Annotated in this window: 15 protein-coding genes; 6 read left to right on the forward strand and 9 right to left on the reverse strand. The window is 72.3% G+C overall.

The window, feature by feature from the left end:
* Positions 1 to 21 precede the first annotated feature (21 nt).
* The 5 genes from efeB to OG842_RS27975 all read right to left on the reverse strand — a co-directional run bounded on the left by efeB (position 22) and on the right by OG842_RS27975 (position 5,660).
* Complete coding sequence (gene efeB, locus OG842_RS27955) at positions 22 to 1,296, reverse strand: iron uptake transporter deferrochelatase/peroxidase subunit (protein ID WP_266737017.1); 1,275 nt, start codon at positions 1,294 to 1,296, stop codon at positions 22 to 24.
* A gap of 20 nt (positions 1,297 to 1,316) precedes the next feature.
* The gene (gene efeO, locus OG842_RS27960) at positions 1,317 to 2,453 is read right to left on the reverse strand and encodes an iron uptake system protein EfeO (protein WP_266737016.1); all 1,137 of its coding nucleotides are present in this window, start codon (positions 2,451 to 2,453) and stop codon (positions 1,317 to 1,319) included.
* 191 nt (positions 2,454 to 2,644) lie between these two features.
* Positions 2,645 to 3,487, reverse strand: coding sequence for a heme ABC transporter ATP-binding protein (locus OG842_RS27965; RefSeq protein ID WP_266737014.1), 843 nt, complete (start codon positions 3,485 to 3,487; stop codon positions 2,645 to 2,647).
* Positions 3,484 to 4,584: a FecCD family ABC transporter permease gene (locus tag OG842_RS27970; protein WP_266737012.1), complete on the reverse strand. Its 1,101-nt coding sequence runs from the start codon at positions 4,582 to 4,584 to the stop codon at positions 3,484 to 3,486. Before OG842_RS27970 ends, OG842_RS27965 begins: the two co-directional genes overlap by 4 nt.
* Complete coding sequence (locus OG842_RS27975) at positions 4,581 to 5,660, reverse strand: heme/hemin ABC transporter substrate-binding protein (RefSeq protein WP_266737011.1); 1,080 nt, start codon at positions 5,658 to 5,660, stop codon at positions 4,581 to 4,583. The genes OG842_RS27970 and OG842_RS27975 overlap by 4 nt, the downstream gene beginning before the upstream one ends.
* Before the next feature lie 141 nt (positions 5,661 to 5,801).
* Between OG842_RS27975 and OG842_RS27980 the strand changes: the two genes are divergently transcribed.
* The 3 genes from OG842_RS27980 to OG842_RS27990 all read left to right on the forward strand — a co-directional run bounded on the left by OG842_RS27980 (position 5,802) and on the right by OG842_RS27990 (position 9,613).
* A complete protein-coding gene (locus tag OG842_RS27980) occupies positions 5,802 to 7,214 on the forward strand; it encodes an HtaA domain-containing protein (RefSeq protein WP_266737009.1) in 1,413 nt (470 codons plus the stop codon).
* 53 nt (positions 7,215 to 7,267) lie between these two features.
* Positions 7,268 to 8,848 (forward strand): HtaA domain-containing protein, encoded by a 1,581-nt coding sequence (locus tag OG842_RS27985; RefSeq protein WP_266737008.1) that lies wholly within the window; start codon positions 7,268 to 7,270, stop codon positions 8,846 to 8,848.
* Between the two features lie 78 nt (positions 8,849 to 8,926).
* Positions 8,927 to 9,613, forward strand: coding sequence for a PhzF family phenazine biosynthesis protein (locus OG842_RS27990; RefSeq protein ID WP_266737006.1), 687 nt, complete (start codon positions 8,927 to 8,929; stop codon positions 9,611 to 9,613).
* A gap of 18 nt (positions 9,614 to 9,631) precedes the next feature.
* Here OG842_RS27990 and OG842_RS27995 read toward each other — a convergent pair whose 3' ends face one another.
* Both OG842_RS27995 and map read right to left on the reverse strand, forming a co-directional pair.
* Positions 9,632 to 10,294, reverse strand: coding sequence for a biliverdin-producing heme oxygenase (locus OG842_RS27995; protein ID WP_266737005.1), 663 nt, complete (start codon positions 10,292 to 10,294; stop codon positions 9,632 to 9,634).
* Positions 10,295 to 10,532: 238 nt separating this feature from the next.
* A complete protein-coding gene (gene map / locus OG842_RS28000; RefSeq protein WP_266737004.1) occupies positions 10,533 to 11,390 on the reverse strand; it encodes a type I methionyl aminopeptidase in 858 nt (285 codons plus the stop codon).
* A 58-nt stretch (positions 11,391 to 11,448) separates the two neighbouring features.
* On the opposite strand from map, the gene OG842_RS28005 reads away from it, so the two are divergent.
* Positions 11,449 to 11,682 carry a hypothetical protein gene (locus OG842_RS28005; RefSeq protein WP_266737376.1) on the forward strand — a complete coding sequence of 78 codons (234 nt, stop codon included), beginning with the start codon at positions 11,449 to 11,451 and terminating at the stop codon, positions 11,680 to 11,682.
* A gap of 46 nt (positions 11,683 to 11,728) precedes the next feature.
* On the opposite strand, the gene OG842_RS28010 is transcribed toward OG842_RS28005, so the two are convergent.
* The gene (locus tag OG842_RS28010) at positions 11,729 to 13,063 is read right to left on the reverse strand and encodes an MFS transporter (RefSeq protein ID WP_266737002.1); all 1,335 of its coding nucleotides are present in this window, start codon (positions 13,061 to 13,063) and stop codon (positions 11,729 to 11,731) included.
* A gap of 86 nt (positions 13,064 to 13,149) precedes the next feature.
* On the reverse strand, positions 13,150 to 13,752 hold the full coding sequence (locus OG842_RS28015; RefSeq protein ID WP_266737000.1) for a hypothetical protein: 603 nt from the start codon (positions 13,750 to 13,752) through the stop codon (positions 13,150 to 13,152).
* Between the two features lie 154 nt (positions 13,753 to 13,906).
* Between OG842_RS28015 and npdG the strand changes: the two genes are divergently transcribed.
* Both npdG and OG842_RS28025 read left to right on the forward strand, forming a co-directional pair.
* The gene (npdG, locus tag OG842_RS28020) at positions 13,907 to 14,617 is read left to right on the forward strand and encodes an NADPH-dependent F420 reductase (protein WP_266736998.1); all 711 of its coding nucleotides are present in this window, start codon (positions 13,907 to 13,909) and stop codon (positions 14,615 to 14,617) included.
* A gap of 168 nt (positions 14,618 to 14,785) precedes the next feature.
* A complete protein-coding gene (locus OG842_RS28025; RefSeq protein ID WP_266736997.1) occupies positions 14,786 to 14,959 on the forward strand; it encodes a hypothetical protein in 174 nt (57 codons plus the stop codon).
* Positions 14,960 to 14,962 lie beyond the last annotated feature (3 nt).

Genomic DNA, 14,962 nt, shown 5'->3' on the forward strand with positions numbered 1-14,962 from the left:
CCTTTTCTGCTTCGAGTCCCGTTACGAGAACAGCGCCCGGCCCCACCAGTCGTCCTTGTCACGGACGCCCGGCGGGACGGCGAAGTGCGCCGAACCCACGTGCTGGATGTACTCGTTGAGTGCGTCGTGCGCCGCGAGGCGCCGCTGCAACGGAATGAATGCCTTGCGGACATCGCGCTGGTAGGCGATGAAGAACAGCCCGGCGTCGAGCCGGCCGAGGCCGTCCGTACCGTCGGTGAACGAATAGCCGCGGCGCAGGATCGTCGCGCCGTCGTTGCTGTCCGGGTGGGCGAGGCGAACGTGCGCGGTCGGCAGCATCGCCTTCAGGAACGGCTCGTCGTGCTCCTTGGACTTGCCGACCGCAGCTCCTTCGCCCTTGTCGCGGCCGAAGACGTCCTCCTGCTCCTGGAGCGAGGTACGGTCCCAGGTCTCGATGTGCATCCGGATGCGCCGGGCCACCAGGTACGACCCCCCGGTCATCCAGCCCGCGTCGTCTTTCCCGCCCACCCACACGTGCTTGTCCAGGGCGGCGGTGTCGGTGCCGGAGATGTTCCGGGTGCCGTCCTTGAAGCCGAACATGTTCCGCGGGGTCTGGGCGTCCGGCGTCGTCGACGACGTCTTGCCGAAGCCCAGCTGGGACCAGCGGATCGCGGTGCGGCCCATGCCGATCCTGGCGAGGTTGCGGATGGCGTGCACGGCGACCTGCGGGTCGTCCGCACATGCCTGGACGCAGAGGTCGCCGCCGCTGCGCGCCGCGTCGAGGTTGTCGCCGGGGAACTTCGGCAGGTCGACGAGCGCCTCGGGCCGCTTGTCCTCCAGGCCGAACCGGCCCTTGGCGAAGAGCGAGGGCCCGAAGCCGATGGTGAGGGTGAGCCGGGACGGCTTGAGCCCCAGCGCCTCGCCCGTGTCGTCCGGCGGGGCCTCGGCGAGACCGCCGTACGCCCCGTCGCCGACCGCGTGACCGGCCGTCATCCGCTCCGCCGCCCGCGTCCACTCCTTGAGCAGCGCGACCAGTTCGGCGCGGTCCTTCGTCGTCACGTCGAACGCGGCGAAGTGCAGCCGGTCCTGTACGGCGGTGGCGATACCGGCCTGGTGCGCACCGTGGAACGGCACCGCCGCACCGCTGTCCGCGGCGGGCACCGCGTCGCTGCCCGGACGCACCGCGGCGACCGCGCCACCGGCCGCGACGGCGCCGAGCGCGAGACCCGCGCCGCCCCAGCCGAGCAGTGCCCGGCGGGACGGGGCGGGGCCGGCGGTCCCTGCCGTGGTTTCGGCGGCCTGTGTCTGATCGGACATGACCCGGAGCCCTCCGCTCGTTACTTCGTCACCGCGGCGGCGAGCCGGGACAGCGGCTCGGCCAGCGCGTTGACCGCGTCCGACAGTTCCTTGCGATCCGCCTTGGAGACCTTCTCGTACGAGGTGAACTCGTAGGAGCCCTTGTCCTCGCGGTACTTGTCCAGCAGCGTGTTGAGCTCCGCGAACCGCTTGTCCAGGGTGGCGGTCAGAGCGGCGTCGTTCTTCGAGGCGATCGGCTTCAGCAGCTCGTAGGACTTCTCGGCGCCCTCGACATTGCCCTTGAAGTCGACCAGGTCGGTGTGGCTGTAGCGCTCCTCCTCACCGGTGACCTTGCCGGTGGCGACCTCGTCCAGGAGCTCCTTGGCGCCGTTGGCCATCGAGGTCGGGGTGATGTCCGCGGTGCCGACCCGCTTCTGCCAGTCGAGCAGGTCCTTGTAGAGGACGGGGGCGAGGGCCTTCTCCTCGGCGCCCAGCTTCTTGTCCTGCCACAGCGCCTTCTCCAGGCGGTGCCAGCCGGTCCACTTCTGGCCGTCCTCCAGGCCGTCCTCGCGGATGTCGACCTTCGGGTCGATGTCGCCGAAGGACTCGGCGACCGGCTCGGTGCGCTCCCAGCCGAGCCGGGAGTCGGCGTAGGCCTTCTTGGCGGCCTCGATGTCACCGGCGGCGACGGCGTCCGTGAACTTCTTGGCCTTCGGCAGCGTCTCGTCGGCCTGGGCCTGGACGTAGGTGCGGTACTCCGCGACGGCCTTGTCCATCTCGGGGCTGCGCTTGGCCGCGGAGGCGCCGGTGATCTCCAGCTTCTGCCGGATGCCGTGGCCCTTCATGCCGGGCTTGCAGGCGATCTCGTACGAACCGGCCTTGATCTCGGCCGTGATGTTGGCCTTGGTGCCGGGGCCGATGTTCTCGCGCTCGGCGACGATGCGGTCGTCCGGGAACAGGACGTAGACCTCGGTGACCTTGGATCCCTTGTTCTCCACAGCCAGTTCGATGTGACCGGCCGGGAGCTTCTTCTTCGACACCTCGCAGGAGTCGTCCTTCGCGACGACCTGGACGGCGCCGTCACCCTTGCCGTCGCTCTTCTGTGCGCAGCCCGTGACGGCGGTCAGAGCGGCCACGGTGGCGGCAGCGGTGACGACGGAGAAACGAACGGCTCGCATACGGGCTCCACATGAGGACGAAGGAGAAGCGGGAGAAGAACGGGACAAAGTCAGGTGAGGCGGACCTAACTTAACCGAGGCTTACCTGAGCGATACCCACCCGTGCCGTGATTCAGCTCTCATCCGGCAGGCCCGGGAACGGGTTGATCACGGACTGGCCATGGGTGTCCCACGGAAAGGTCAAGTAATGGTCAAGCACCTCTTGTCGGTACGACGAGGGGCGCCCCGGTCCGCGGATGCGGGAACACCTCGACGGGCTGCCGGTAGACCTCGCCGAGCAGCTCGCCCGTGAACACCCCGGCGGGCGGCCCCGCCACCGCGATCCGTCCGTCGTGCAGCACGGCCGCCCGGTCCGCGTACGCCGCCGCGAGCCCCAGATCGTGCAGCACCACGACGACCGCGTCCCCGGCGGCGGCCCGCTCCCGGCAGATCCGCAGCACCAGTTCCTGGTGGCGCAGGTCGAGCGCGGCCGTCGGCTCGTCGAGCAGCAGCAGCGGGGCGCGCTGCGCCAGCACCCGGGCCAGCGCGACCCGGGCCCGCTCGCCGCCGGACAGGGCGGAGAAGGGGCGCTCGGCGAACTCGGTGACCTCGGTCGCCGCCATCGCCGAGGCGACGGCGGGATCGTCCTCGTCGGCCCGCTCCGTACCGGCCCATGGCGCCCGCCCCATCCGTACGACCTCCGCCACCGGGAACGGGAACGACAGCGCGGCGGACTGGGGCAGCACGGCGCGGCGCAGCGCCAGTTCGGCGGGCGACCAGTCGGTGACCGGACGCCCGTCGATCCGTACCTCGCCCTGCTCGGCGGGCAGATCGGCGGCCAGCGCCGCCAACAGGGTCGACTTGCCCGCCCCGTTGGGCCCCACGAGCGCCAGCACCTCGCCCGCGCGGGCGGTCAGGTCGATGGAGTCGAGCACCGGCCGCTGCCCCAGCCGCACCCGCAGCCCGCGCGCCACGGCGACGGGGGAGCCGGGGGAGAGGGGAGCGGGCAGCAGGCGCCGTACGCGTACCCGGAAGGGATTCTTCAGAGGCTTCATGCCCAACCACCTTGCTTGCGACGGGTCCTGCGCAGCAGCCAGAAGAAGAACGGGCTGCCGAAGAGCGCGGTCAGCACGCCGAGCGGCAGCTCTGCGGGGTCGGCGACGGTACGGGCCGCGAGATCGCCCATCACCAGGACCAGGGCGCCGCCGAGCGCGCTGCCGGGGATCAGGAAGCGGTGGCCGGGGCCGTTCGCCATCCGCAGCAGATGCGGCACCAGCAGCCCCACGAACGAGATGATCCCGGCGACCGCCACCGCGGCGGCGGTCAGCAGCGCCACGACGAGCACGAGCACGATCCGGAGCCGTTCCACATCGACGCCCAGATGGCGGGCGGGCCGCTCACCGAGCGCGAGCAGGTCCAGCTTCCGGGCGTGGAACGGTGCGACGAGCAGCCCGAGCACCGCGCACGGCAGCACGGCGAGCACCTTGGGCCAGGTCGCCTGGGCCAGCGAGCCCAGCTGCCAGAAGGTGATCTGGGAGACCTGCGCGTTGTCGGCGAAGAAGATGAACAGCCCGATCAGCGCGCCCGCGAAGGCGTTCACCGCGATCCCGGTGAGGATCAGCGTCACCACCTCGGTCCGGCCGCCCGACCGGGACAGCGCGTATACCAGCAGCACGGTCGCGAGCCCGGCGGCGAACGCGCAGACGGTGACGGTCCAGTTGCCGAAGAAGTTCAGCCCGAGCGCGATCGAGGCGACCGCGCCGACCGCGGCGCCGGAGGAGATCCCGATCACCCCGGGCTCGGCGAGCGGATTGCCGAACACCCCTTGCATCAGGGCGCCCGCGCAGCCCAGCGACGCCCCGACCAGCAGGGCGAGGACGACCCTGGGCAGCCGTACGTTCCACAGCACGCTCTCGCCGACCCGGTCCAGCGCCGCCCCGCCGAGGCCGAGCCGGTGCTGGACGGAGCCGAGTACGTCGCCGAGCGGGATGCTGTACGCGCCGAGCCCGGCGGAGAGCAGACAGCACAGCAGGAGGGCGGTGAGCAGCCCGGCGGTCAGCGCGAAGGACGGGGAGCGCCGGGGCTTCCCGGTGGCGGTGGTGGCGGTGGCGGTGGTGTCGGCCCGGGGTCGTTCCGGGGACGAGGTGGTCACGTGTCCGCCCCGTCCTGCGGGTAGAGCTGCGCGATCAGTTCGCTCAGCACCCGGTCCGTGCGCGGGCCGTAGTTCAGCAGCACGCCGTCGTCGATGGAGACGATCCGCCGGTCCATCCCGGCCGGGGTCTCGGCGACGCCCGGGATCTTCACGAGCCCGTCGACGCCGCCCACCGATTCGAGCCCCTTGGACATCACCAGGATGGCGTCCGGGGCGGCCTTGGCCAGGGCCTCGCTGGTGATGGCGGTGAAGTCCTTCTCCAGCCCGGACGCCTTGCCCGCGTCGACGGCGCCCGCCGCTTCCAGCAGCGAACTCGCCCCGGAATCCCGGCCGCCCAGCAGATACACGGAGGCCGAGCCGCGCAGATAGAGGAAGGCGACCCGGGGTTTCGTCTTCCCGTCCGCCGGGGCGGGCACGGACTTCTGTACGGCGTCGATGCGCGACTGGGTGCGCGACTTCAGTTCGGTGCCCGAATCCGGCACACCCAGGGCCGCGGCCACGGTGTCGATCCGGCGGCCGACGTCGGAGAGCTGCTTGGCGGGTGCGACCACGACGAGCGGAATGCCGGCGTCCCGGATCTGGGCGATGGCCTCCGCCGGGCCGGTCGTGGTCTCGGCGAGCACGACGGTCGGCTTCAGCGACAGCACGCTCTCCGCCGAGACGTCATGGGCCCGGGTCACCACCGGGAGTTCCGCGGCCTGTTCGAAGGTGGCGGTGATGTCGCGGGCCACGACCTGCTTGCCGAGGCCGAGCGTGAAGACGATCTCGCTCAGCCCGCCGGTCAGCGGAACGATCCGGTCCGTCGAGGTGATGGTGACCTCGGCGCCGTCCGCCGATTTGACCATGACGGGCAGTTGCGGATCCGGCGCGGTGGTGAGGGGTTCGATCCGGTCGGCGGTGGCCTTGGTGGCGGTGGCGGGAGCCTTCGCGTCCGTACCGCCGCCGCAGCCCGTCAGGGCGAGGGCCAGCGCGAGGGTGGCGGCCAGGATGCCGAGCGGTCCACGGGTCCCGGCCCGCCCGCGCCCCGGCCGTCGGCCGGCCCGACCCGGTGGGGCGAAGTCCTGCGAGAAGCGCACTGGGGCACCGTCCTGTCGTTCCTGTCGCCCGCGAGGGGCAGTTGGTCCTGGTATCTGAGGGATGCGGGGGCCGGGGGCCGCCGTGAAGCCCGTATGGCTTAGGTTAGCCTTACCTGACTTTCCAGACCTCGGAGGGGTCCCATGCTGCCGTCCAGACCTGCCCGCGCACTCGCCGTCGCGCTTCTCGCGGCCGTGCTGGGAGCGCTGCTCCCGGCCACCGCCGCGCAGGCGGCGGGCCGCACGGTGCAGGGCGGCAGGCTGGACTGGGGCATCAAGTCCTCCTTCCAGAGCTATGTCACCGGCCCGATCGCGAACGGCAGTTGGAGCCTGACCGGCGGCGCCGCCACGGTCGGCGGCAGCCAGTTCCGCTTCCACTCCGCCACCGGTTCCTACGACCCGGCGACCGGCGCCTTCGGCTCGGCCTTCGCGGGCGGGGTCCACTTCCTCGGCCACCGGAAGGCCGACGGCAGCCATGAACTCGACCTCACCATCAGCCGTCCCACCGTCCGCATCACGGGCGGCAGCGGCACCCTGTACGCCGACGTGGTCAGCAAGGACCGGGGGAGCGGGCGCGTGACCTCGGCCGCCCAGGTGCCGCTCGCGACGCTCGGCCTGTCCGGGATCGACATGAGGGGCGGTTCCACCCCCGTCGCCCTGAGCAACGTCCCGGCGACCCTGACCGCCCGGGGGGCGAAGGCGTTCGCCGGCTACTACACCGCCGGCACCCCGCTCGACCCGGTCAGCCTCTCCGTGGACACTGCCGCCCCGGCCGGGAAGCCGGCTGCCACCAAGTCCCCCGAAGCGAACAAGTCCTCCGAGAAGAAGGAAGCGAAGAAGGCCGCCCCGGCCGCCGGGCGCTTCGAGGACGCCGCCGTCGACTGGGGCGTCCGCCGGACCTTCCGCGAGTACGTCACCGGCTCCATCGGCAAGGGGAAGTGGACCCTCGCCGAGGGTGCCCAGGACGGCGGGGCGCTCTTCCGCTTCCCGCGCGGCAAGGGCACGTACGACACGGACAAGCAGACCCTGGACGCCGGCTTCGCGGGCAGCGTCCACTTCACCGGGGCCGACGGGCTCGACCTGGAACTCTCGGCCGTCAAGGTCCGGGTGAAGGCGGGCAGGGGCACGCTCCTGGCCGACGTCCACCGCGACGGCGGCCGGGACGAGGCCGTCCCGCTCGTCACCTTCACCGCGAAGGACTTCGCGGTGAAGGACGGTCTCGCCGTCCTCACCGAAGCCCCCGCCACCCTCACCACCGACGGCGCCGAGGCGTTCGGCTCGCTCTACCGGGCGGGCACCGCCATGGATCCGGTCTCCCTGGCCGTCGCCGTCGACTCAGGGGCCGAACTGCCCGCCCTGCCCGACCTCGGCAGCGACCCCGCCCCCTCGTCCGAGCCGTCCGCCGGGGCCGAGGCGAAGCCCGCCGAGGCAGCGGCGTCCGGCACCGGCGACGGCACCGTCCTGTACCCGGTCCTCGGCGGCGCGGGCGTCCTCGCCATCGCGGCGGGCGCGCTGTACCTGGCCCGCCGTCGTACCGCCCGGCAGACCGACAACTGACCTTTCCCGTCCCACCACCCCCTGTTCCTGTGTTCCTGAGGAGACCAACGACCATGGCAGCAACCAACCGCCGCCCCATAGCTCTCACCGCCGCAGTCGCCACGGCGGCCGCCCTCGGCGCCACGGTGTTCGCCCTTCCGGCGCTCGCCGCCGACGGCGCCGCGACCGGCGCCACGGCCGCCGCACCGAAGCTGGAGCTGACGGACGGCACGCTGGAATGGGGCGTCAAGGAGTCCTTCCGCAAGTACCTCGCCTCGTCGTTCTCCGGCGGGAAGATCACCGTCCGGGACGGTGTCGTCCAGGCGCCCGACAACGGGGTGTTCACCTTCTCCGGCGGCAAGGGCACGTACGACACGGCCACGCACGGCACCGACACCGCCTTCGGGGGCGGCGTCAACTTCTACGCCCACGGGGGAGTCCTCGACATCACGCTCTCCGACGTGAAGCTCGCCACGACCGGTACCGGCGGGGCGATCACCGTCGACGTCACGACCCCGAAGGGGACCAGCGACGACGTGGAGTTCGCGGCCCTCGACCTCTCGGCGGTGAAGCCGGGCAAGGGCGAGGGCGGCGCGATGGTCTTCAAGGACATCCCGGCGACGCTGACGAAGGCGGGTTCCGAGGCGTTCGACGGCCAGTACAAGGAGGGCGACGCGCTCGACCCGGCCACCCTCTCGGTGAAGGCGGTCACGCCCCCGTCCACCGACCCCACCGAGGAGCCCGGCACCGAACCGACCGGCACGCCCTCCACCGAGCCCACCGGCAGCCCGTCCACCGGACCGGGCACGAAGCCCACCGGGCCCGCGTCCCCGTCCCCCTCGGTCACGGCCACCGACAAGCCGGCCGCCACCCCGGGCGAGATCGTCGACGGCACCCTGGACTGGGGCGTCAAGAAGTCCTTCCGCTCGTACGTCACGGGCCCGATCGCGGGCGGCAGGGTCGAGACGACGGCAGGCGCCACCGCGTCCGGCGACGGCTACCGGTTCTCCGACGCGAGCGGACACTTCGACGCCGCGAAGCAGAGCCTGAACGCCGAATTCCACGGCAAGGTCCGCTTCCTGGGCCATGAGGAGGACGGCGCGTACACCCTCGACCTCTCACTGACCGGCATGGAGATCCAGGTCAACGGCACGAAGGGCACCCTGATCGCGGACGTCTCCAGCAAGGACCGCAAGACCAAGGAGGTCTCCACCTACACCGGTCTGGCCGTCGCGGACCTGAAGCTGCCGAAGGGGCAACTCGCCGTCAGGAACGGTGTGGTGAACCTCTCCGCCGTCCCGGCGACCCTCACCGCCGACGGCACCAAGGCATTCGGCGGCATGTACGAGGCCGGCGAGCAGCTCGACGCGCTGACCGTCGCGGTCGCCCTCGACAAGGACGCCGAACTCCCGGGCACCACGGGCGGTTCCGGCTCCGCGGGCGGCACCGGATCGGCCGGCGGCTCCGGATCGACGGGCGGCTCCGCGACCTTGGGCGGCGGCGGCAGCGTCGGCGGCGGCTCGGTCGGCGGTTCGGGCTCCCTCGCCGCCACCGGCTCCGGCATCCCGGCGGGCGCCCTGTTCGCCGCCTCGGGCGTGGTCGTGGCGGCCGGCGCCGGAGTCGTGATCGCGGCCCGCCGTCGCCGTACCGTCTGACCCGTCCGGGTCCCATGACGGCACCGCCCGGGTGGACCGGCCGAACGGCCGCCACCCGGGCGGTGCTTGAATGCCCACATGAGCGACATCGACTTCGACGTACCCGAGGGCATCGACGTACTGCGCGTGTTCTGCGGCCCCGACGGGCGGCACGGCAACGCCCTCGGCGTGGTGCGCGACGGCCGGACCTACCCGGACGAGGCGTCCCGGCAGGCGCTGGCCGGCCGGCTCGGCTTCAGCGAGACGGTGTTCGTCGACGACCCCGAGCGCGGACAGGTCGACATCTACACCCCGGGTCTCCGCCTCCCGTTCGCCGGGCATCCGCTCGTCGGCACGGCCTGGCTGCTCGACCTGGAGATCCTGGAGCTTCCGGTCGGGGAGATCTTCGCCCGCCAGGACGGCGAGTTCACCTGGATCACCGCCCGCCCCGAGTGGGCACCCCCGCGCACGCTGGAGCGGTACGGGTCCGTCGCCGAGGTCGAGGCGCTGGACGGGCCGCCGCCGGGGGAGGGCTGGCTGTACGTATGGGCCTGGGAGGACGAGGCGGCCGGCCAGGTCAGGGCGCGGGCGTTCCCCCGGCGCGACGACAACATCGTGGAGGACGAGGCGACCGGAGCGGCGGCGCTGCTGCTCAGTGCGGAGCTGGGGCGCGCCCTCAACATCAGGCAGGGCCGCGGCTCCCAGATCCTCACCGCCCCCGCGCCCGACGGCACGGTGGAGGTCGGCGGCCGGGTGGCACTGGCCCCCGTACGGGCCCGGCGCTGAACCGGGCCCGAGGCGCCACTACGCGCTGAGCGGGAACACCTTGCCAAGCTCCCGGAAGACCGCCGTGTTCAGCGCGAAAGCGCGCTTGCACTCGTCGACGACGCGCTGCTTCTCCAGGTCGTCCGCGTCCACCGCGTCCAGCAGCTCGCGGTAGTCCCGCTTGAACGAGGCGGGGTTGGATATCTCCTCGAAGACGTAGAACCGGACCCCGTCGCCCTTGCGCGCGAAGCCCCAGGTCCGCTCCGCCTTGTCCCGGATGATCTGGCCGCCGGAGAGGTCGCCGAGGTAGCGGGTGTAGTGGTGCGCGACGTATCCGGCCGGCCAGTCGCGGGCGCACTCGGCGACCCGGGCGGCGTACACGGCCGTGGCCGGCAGCGGCTCCAGGCCCTCGCGCCAGTCCGCACCCCGCAGATGGGCCAGATCGCGCTCCAGCTCGGCGGTGCGCATGAGTTCGGGCCGGATGAAGGGACCGGCGACCGGGTCGCCGTGCAGCGCCTGCGCGCCTTCCTCCAGGGCCCGGTACACGAACCACAGCTGCTCCGTGTACCGCGTGTACGCCTCCACTCCGAGGCGCCCGCCGAGCAGGTCGCTCATGAAGGTCGAGGTCTCCGCCTCGGTGTGCTGCTCGTGCGACGCGGTACGGATGAGCGTCGAGAAGGGCGTGGTGGCGGTGGCGTCCAAGGCGGGCCTCCTGGGACCGAGAGGGGACGGGAAGTCCGGAAAGAAACGGAAATATCGGCAGCGACCGCGTGGTGCGGTGGCGCTGTCGACAACTCCGATCTTCCTACTTAGGCTTACCTAAGTCAACGGCTTCCCGACAATCTGTCGGTAAAAACGATACGCCGCGTTCCGTGTGCGGAATACGCGAAAGCGGCCGCCCGGGAGGGCGGCCGCTTTCGCGGAGGAACGGTCCGGGCGGTTACGGGAGCGTCAGGATCTCGGCGCCCGTCTCCGTCACCACCAGCGTGTGCTCGAACTGCGCGGTGCGCCTGCGGTCCTTCGTCACCACGGTCCAGCCGTCGTCCCACATGTCGTAGTCGTGGCTGCCCAGCGTCAGCATCGGCTCGATGGTGAACGTCATCCCGGGCTGCATCACGGTGGTCGCGTGCGGGCTGTCGTAGTGCGGAATGATCAGGCCGGAGTGGAACGAGGAGCTGATCCCGTGCCCGGTGAAGTCCCGCACCACGCCGTAGCCGAAGCGCTTGGCGTAGGACTCGATGACCCGCCCGATCACATTGACCTGCCGGCCCGGCCGGACCGCCTTGATGGCCCGGTTCAGCGACTCCTCGGTGCGCTCCACGAGCAGCCGGGACTCCTCGTCCACGTCGCCGCAGAGGTACGTGGCGTTGTTGTCGCCGTGCACACCGTTGATGTACGCCGTGACGTCGAGGTTCACGATGTCGCCGTCGCGCAGCACCGTGGAGTCCGGGATGCCGTGGCAGATCACCTCGTTGAGCGAGGCGCAGAGCGACTTGGGGAAGCCGCGGTAGCCGAGCGTCGACGGGTAGGCGCCGTGGTCGCACATGAACTCATGGGCGACCCGGTCGAGTTCGTCCGTCGTGACACCCGGGGCGATGTGCTTCGCGGCTTCCGCCATCGCCTGCGCGGCGATCCGGCCGGCGATGCGCATGCGCTCGATGGTGTCGGAGTCCTGGATCTCCGGACCGGTGTACGGGGTGGGGGCCGGCTTGCCCACGTATTCGGGGCGCCGGATGTTTCCGGGTACGGAGCGGATGGGAGTGATCTCCCCGGGTACGAGCAGCGACTGGCCAGACATGTCAGCGAGTCTAACCAGCGCGCTTGGGGCAGCATGGCCCCGAGGGAAGGAGCCGATGATGGCCCTGTTCAAGAAGCGCACGGTCGGCAAGCCGGGCGAGTGGTACTACTGCCTGGAACACCACAAGGTCGAGGAGGGCCCCGAGTGCCCGGCCAAGGACCGGTTCGGGCCGTACACCTCCCGTGAGGAGGCGCAGCACGCGATGGACACCGCGCGGGAGCGGAACCTGGAGTGGGAGAACGATCCCAAGTGGCACGACGGGGGCACCACCCCGCCCGACCAGCAGGCATGACCGGGGGCGCCGGGGCCCCGTCCCCGGGGCCCGTTCCCGGCGTTCCTCAGGCGGCCGAGGGCGCGGAGGGGCTGGATTCGCCGGCTGCGGTTTCCCTGGCCGCCCTGGCCGCCCGCCTGCGCAGCGCGTCCTCGTCCGTCTCGGAGTCGTAGGTGAGCAGCTTCGGCAGCGCCGCCGTGAGCAGCGCGACCGAGGCCACGCACGCCACACCGCCGCTCCAGATCGCCGACCGGGTCCCCGTCCAGCCCGCCATCGCACCGGCCCGCACCTGACCCAGTTGCGGGCCGACGCTGTACGAGAGCACCTCGATGCCCGCCAGCCGCCCCCGCAGCTCCTCCGGGATCGTCTGGTTCCAGATCGTGGAGCGGCCCAGGCCGCTGAGCATGTCGCCCGCGCCCGCCACCGCCAGGCAGACCAGCACCAGCCACACGTTGCCGAACCAGCCGGCCGCCGCGATCGCCAGCCCCCAGACCGCGGCCCCGAACACCACGAACAGCCCATGGCGCCGCACCCGCGACGTCCAGCCGCTGGTCAGCCCCAGCACCAGCGATCCGACCGACCCGGCCGCGTACATCAGGCCCAGCGACCAGTCGGCGTCCAGCTCGTCCGCGAGGAACGGGAAGATCGTGTTCGGGAAGGCGAAGAACATCGCCGCCAGGTCGACCGCGTACGTTCCCAGCAGCACCGGCCGGCTCCAGGCGTACCTGGCCCCCTCGGCGATGCCGCGCAGCGAGGGCTTCGTGCTGTCCCGGGCGGGCGGCGCGGGCGCGAGGCGCAGACACAGGAGCACGGAGACGGCGAACGTGGCCACCGTGACCGCGTACGCCGTGGCGTGCCCGGCGTAGGCCACCACGAGTCCCGCCACCGCCGGACCGGTGATCGCGCCGAACTGCCAGCGCAGCGAGTTCAGCGCGGCGGCCGCGGTCTGCTGCTCGTGCGGCACGATCCGGGCCATCAGGGAGTCCAGAGCGGGCCGCTGGAGCCCGGCGAGCGCGGAGACCCCGGCCGCGACCAGGTAGAGCGGCCAGAGCATCGGGCCGGGCAGCGCCGCGTTCACCAGGAGCACGAGGGCGAGCAGCCCCAGCCCGGCCTCGGTGGCCAGGATCACCTTGCGGCGGTCCGCGGCGTCCGCGAGCGCCCCGCCGTACAGGCCGAAGACGACCAGCGGCACCAGCTCGACCGCGCCCATCACCCCGACGGCCAGCGGCGAACCCGTCAGCTCCTTGATCTGGAGCGGCAGCGCGATCATCGCCATGAAGCTGCCGAAGTACGTCACCACCCCCTGGAACCACAGCAGCCGGAAGTCGGCGGAGGCGCGAAGAGGGGTGAGGTCGGGCAGCAGAGCGGCCAGCCGGGCGGCCGGGGACGGAGCAGAGGTCACAGGAGGCCATGCTGCGGCGCCGCGGGAAGTGCCGCAACGGGATTTCCGCGGCGGCCGCGCCACCGGGGCCCGTGATCGGCAGCCCGTCACCACCGGGCCGGGGGCGGCGCCGTCAGCTGGTCGGCGAGCCGGGACAGCCGGTCCCGGAAGCCGCGGCGGCCGCGCGGCACGGGGGCGCTGTTCTCCCCGGCAGCCGCGCTCACCAGATGCTGCACGGTGTCCAGGTCCACGTCGTCCGCGCCGGTCACCGCGAGCGTCTCGTGGGCGAGCCCGCGCACCTCCGGATCACCGTCGTTCAGCGAGAGCACCGTGGCCCCGGCGCGCCGCGCGTCGTGCACCCGCTCCAGCAGCCCCGCGCCGGGCCGCTCCGGGGCCACCAGGAGCAGCGTCTCGCCCCGCCCCGCCGCCTCGATCCGGCCCAGGCCGACGGCCAGATGCGGGGGGCCGCCCGGCTCCACCCGGTGGCGCACCAGGGTGGGGGCCAGCTCCGGCAGCCCGGACCAGGTGGACTCGTCGACCAGATGGGCCGCCAGGTGCCACGGCTCGTACGCCGCCGTTCCCACCAGCAGCAGGCCGCCGCCGTGCGGCACGACGGACGACCGCAGCGCCCCGGCGAACCGCCGGGTCGCGGCGGGCCACTCGGTCCCGGCGAGCACTTCACGGAGCAGGGCGACGCGTACGGCATCCATGGCCCGGCATCCTGCCCGAGGGCCCCTGCCCGGCGCCGGTGAACGGCCCCGAACCAGCCGAACGGGAACAAGCACGGAAGCAAGTACGGGAGCAGGTACGGGAACAAGGGATGACGCCGGGTCCCGTTCCGTGGCGGGCAGTAATGTCGGAGCCATGACTACGAATGGCAGTGACAGCGCGGCCAAGCCCCCCGCCAAGGACCCCTGGGACCTTCCCGACGTCTCCGGGCTGACCGTCGGCGTGCTCGGCGGCACCGGACCCCAGGGGCGCGGCCTGGCCTACCGGTTCGCCCGCGCCGGGCAGCGGGTGATCATCGGCTCCCGGGCCGCCGACCGCGCGAAGAGCGCCGCCGAGGAACTGGGCCACGGCGTCGAGGGCGCGGACAACGCGGAGTGCGCGCGCCTCAGCGACGTCGTGATCGTCGCCGTGCCGTGGGACGGGCACGCCAAGACCCTGGAGTCGCTGCGGGACGAGCTCGTGGGCAAGCTCGTCATCGACTGCGTCAACCCGCTCGGCTTCGACAAGAAGGGCGCCTACGCGCTGAAGCCCGAGGAGGGCAGCGCCGCCGAGCAGGCCGCCGCCCTGCTGCCGGACTCCCGGGTCACCGCCGCCTTCCACCACCTCTCGGCGGTGCTGCTGCAGGACGAGTCCATCGACGAGATCGACACCGATGTGCTGGTGCTGGGCGAGGCCCGCGCCGACACCGACCTCGTGCAGGCGCTGGCGGGCCGGATCCCCGGCATGCGCGGCATCTTCGCCGGCCGGCTGCGCAACGCGCACCAGGTCGAGTCGCTGGTCGCCAACCTGATCTCGGTCAACCGCCGCTACAAGGCGCACGCGGGACTCCGCACGACCGACGTCTGAGCCGGATCGCCACCGACGTCCGAGCCGGACCGCCACCGGGGCCCGGGCCCGGGCCGCCACCGGCCGTCCGGGCCCGACCCGTTTACGGGCCCACCCTGCGGCGAGCGAAAAGGGGCATGGGGGACACTGGACGGGACCGCGCACCACCCCCGACAGGAGCCGCCCCCCATGCCCCGACTCGCTCTCTACGCCATCACCGTCTGTGTCCTGGCCGTCGTCGCGGCCGTGATCTCGTTCGTCCAGGGCAGCCTGCTCGGGATCGTCTGGGTGCTGCTGGCCGGGCTCTCGTCCAACATGGCGTGGTTCTACCTGCGCCGGCACCGCGCACAGACCGCGGGCTGAGCC

The sequence above is a fragment of the Streptomyces sp. NBC_00376 genome (genome assembly GCF_036077095.1).
Lineage (GTDB): Bacteria > Actinomycetota > Actinomycetes > Streptomycetales > Streptomycetaceae > Streptomyces.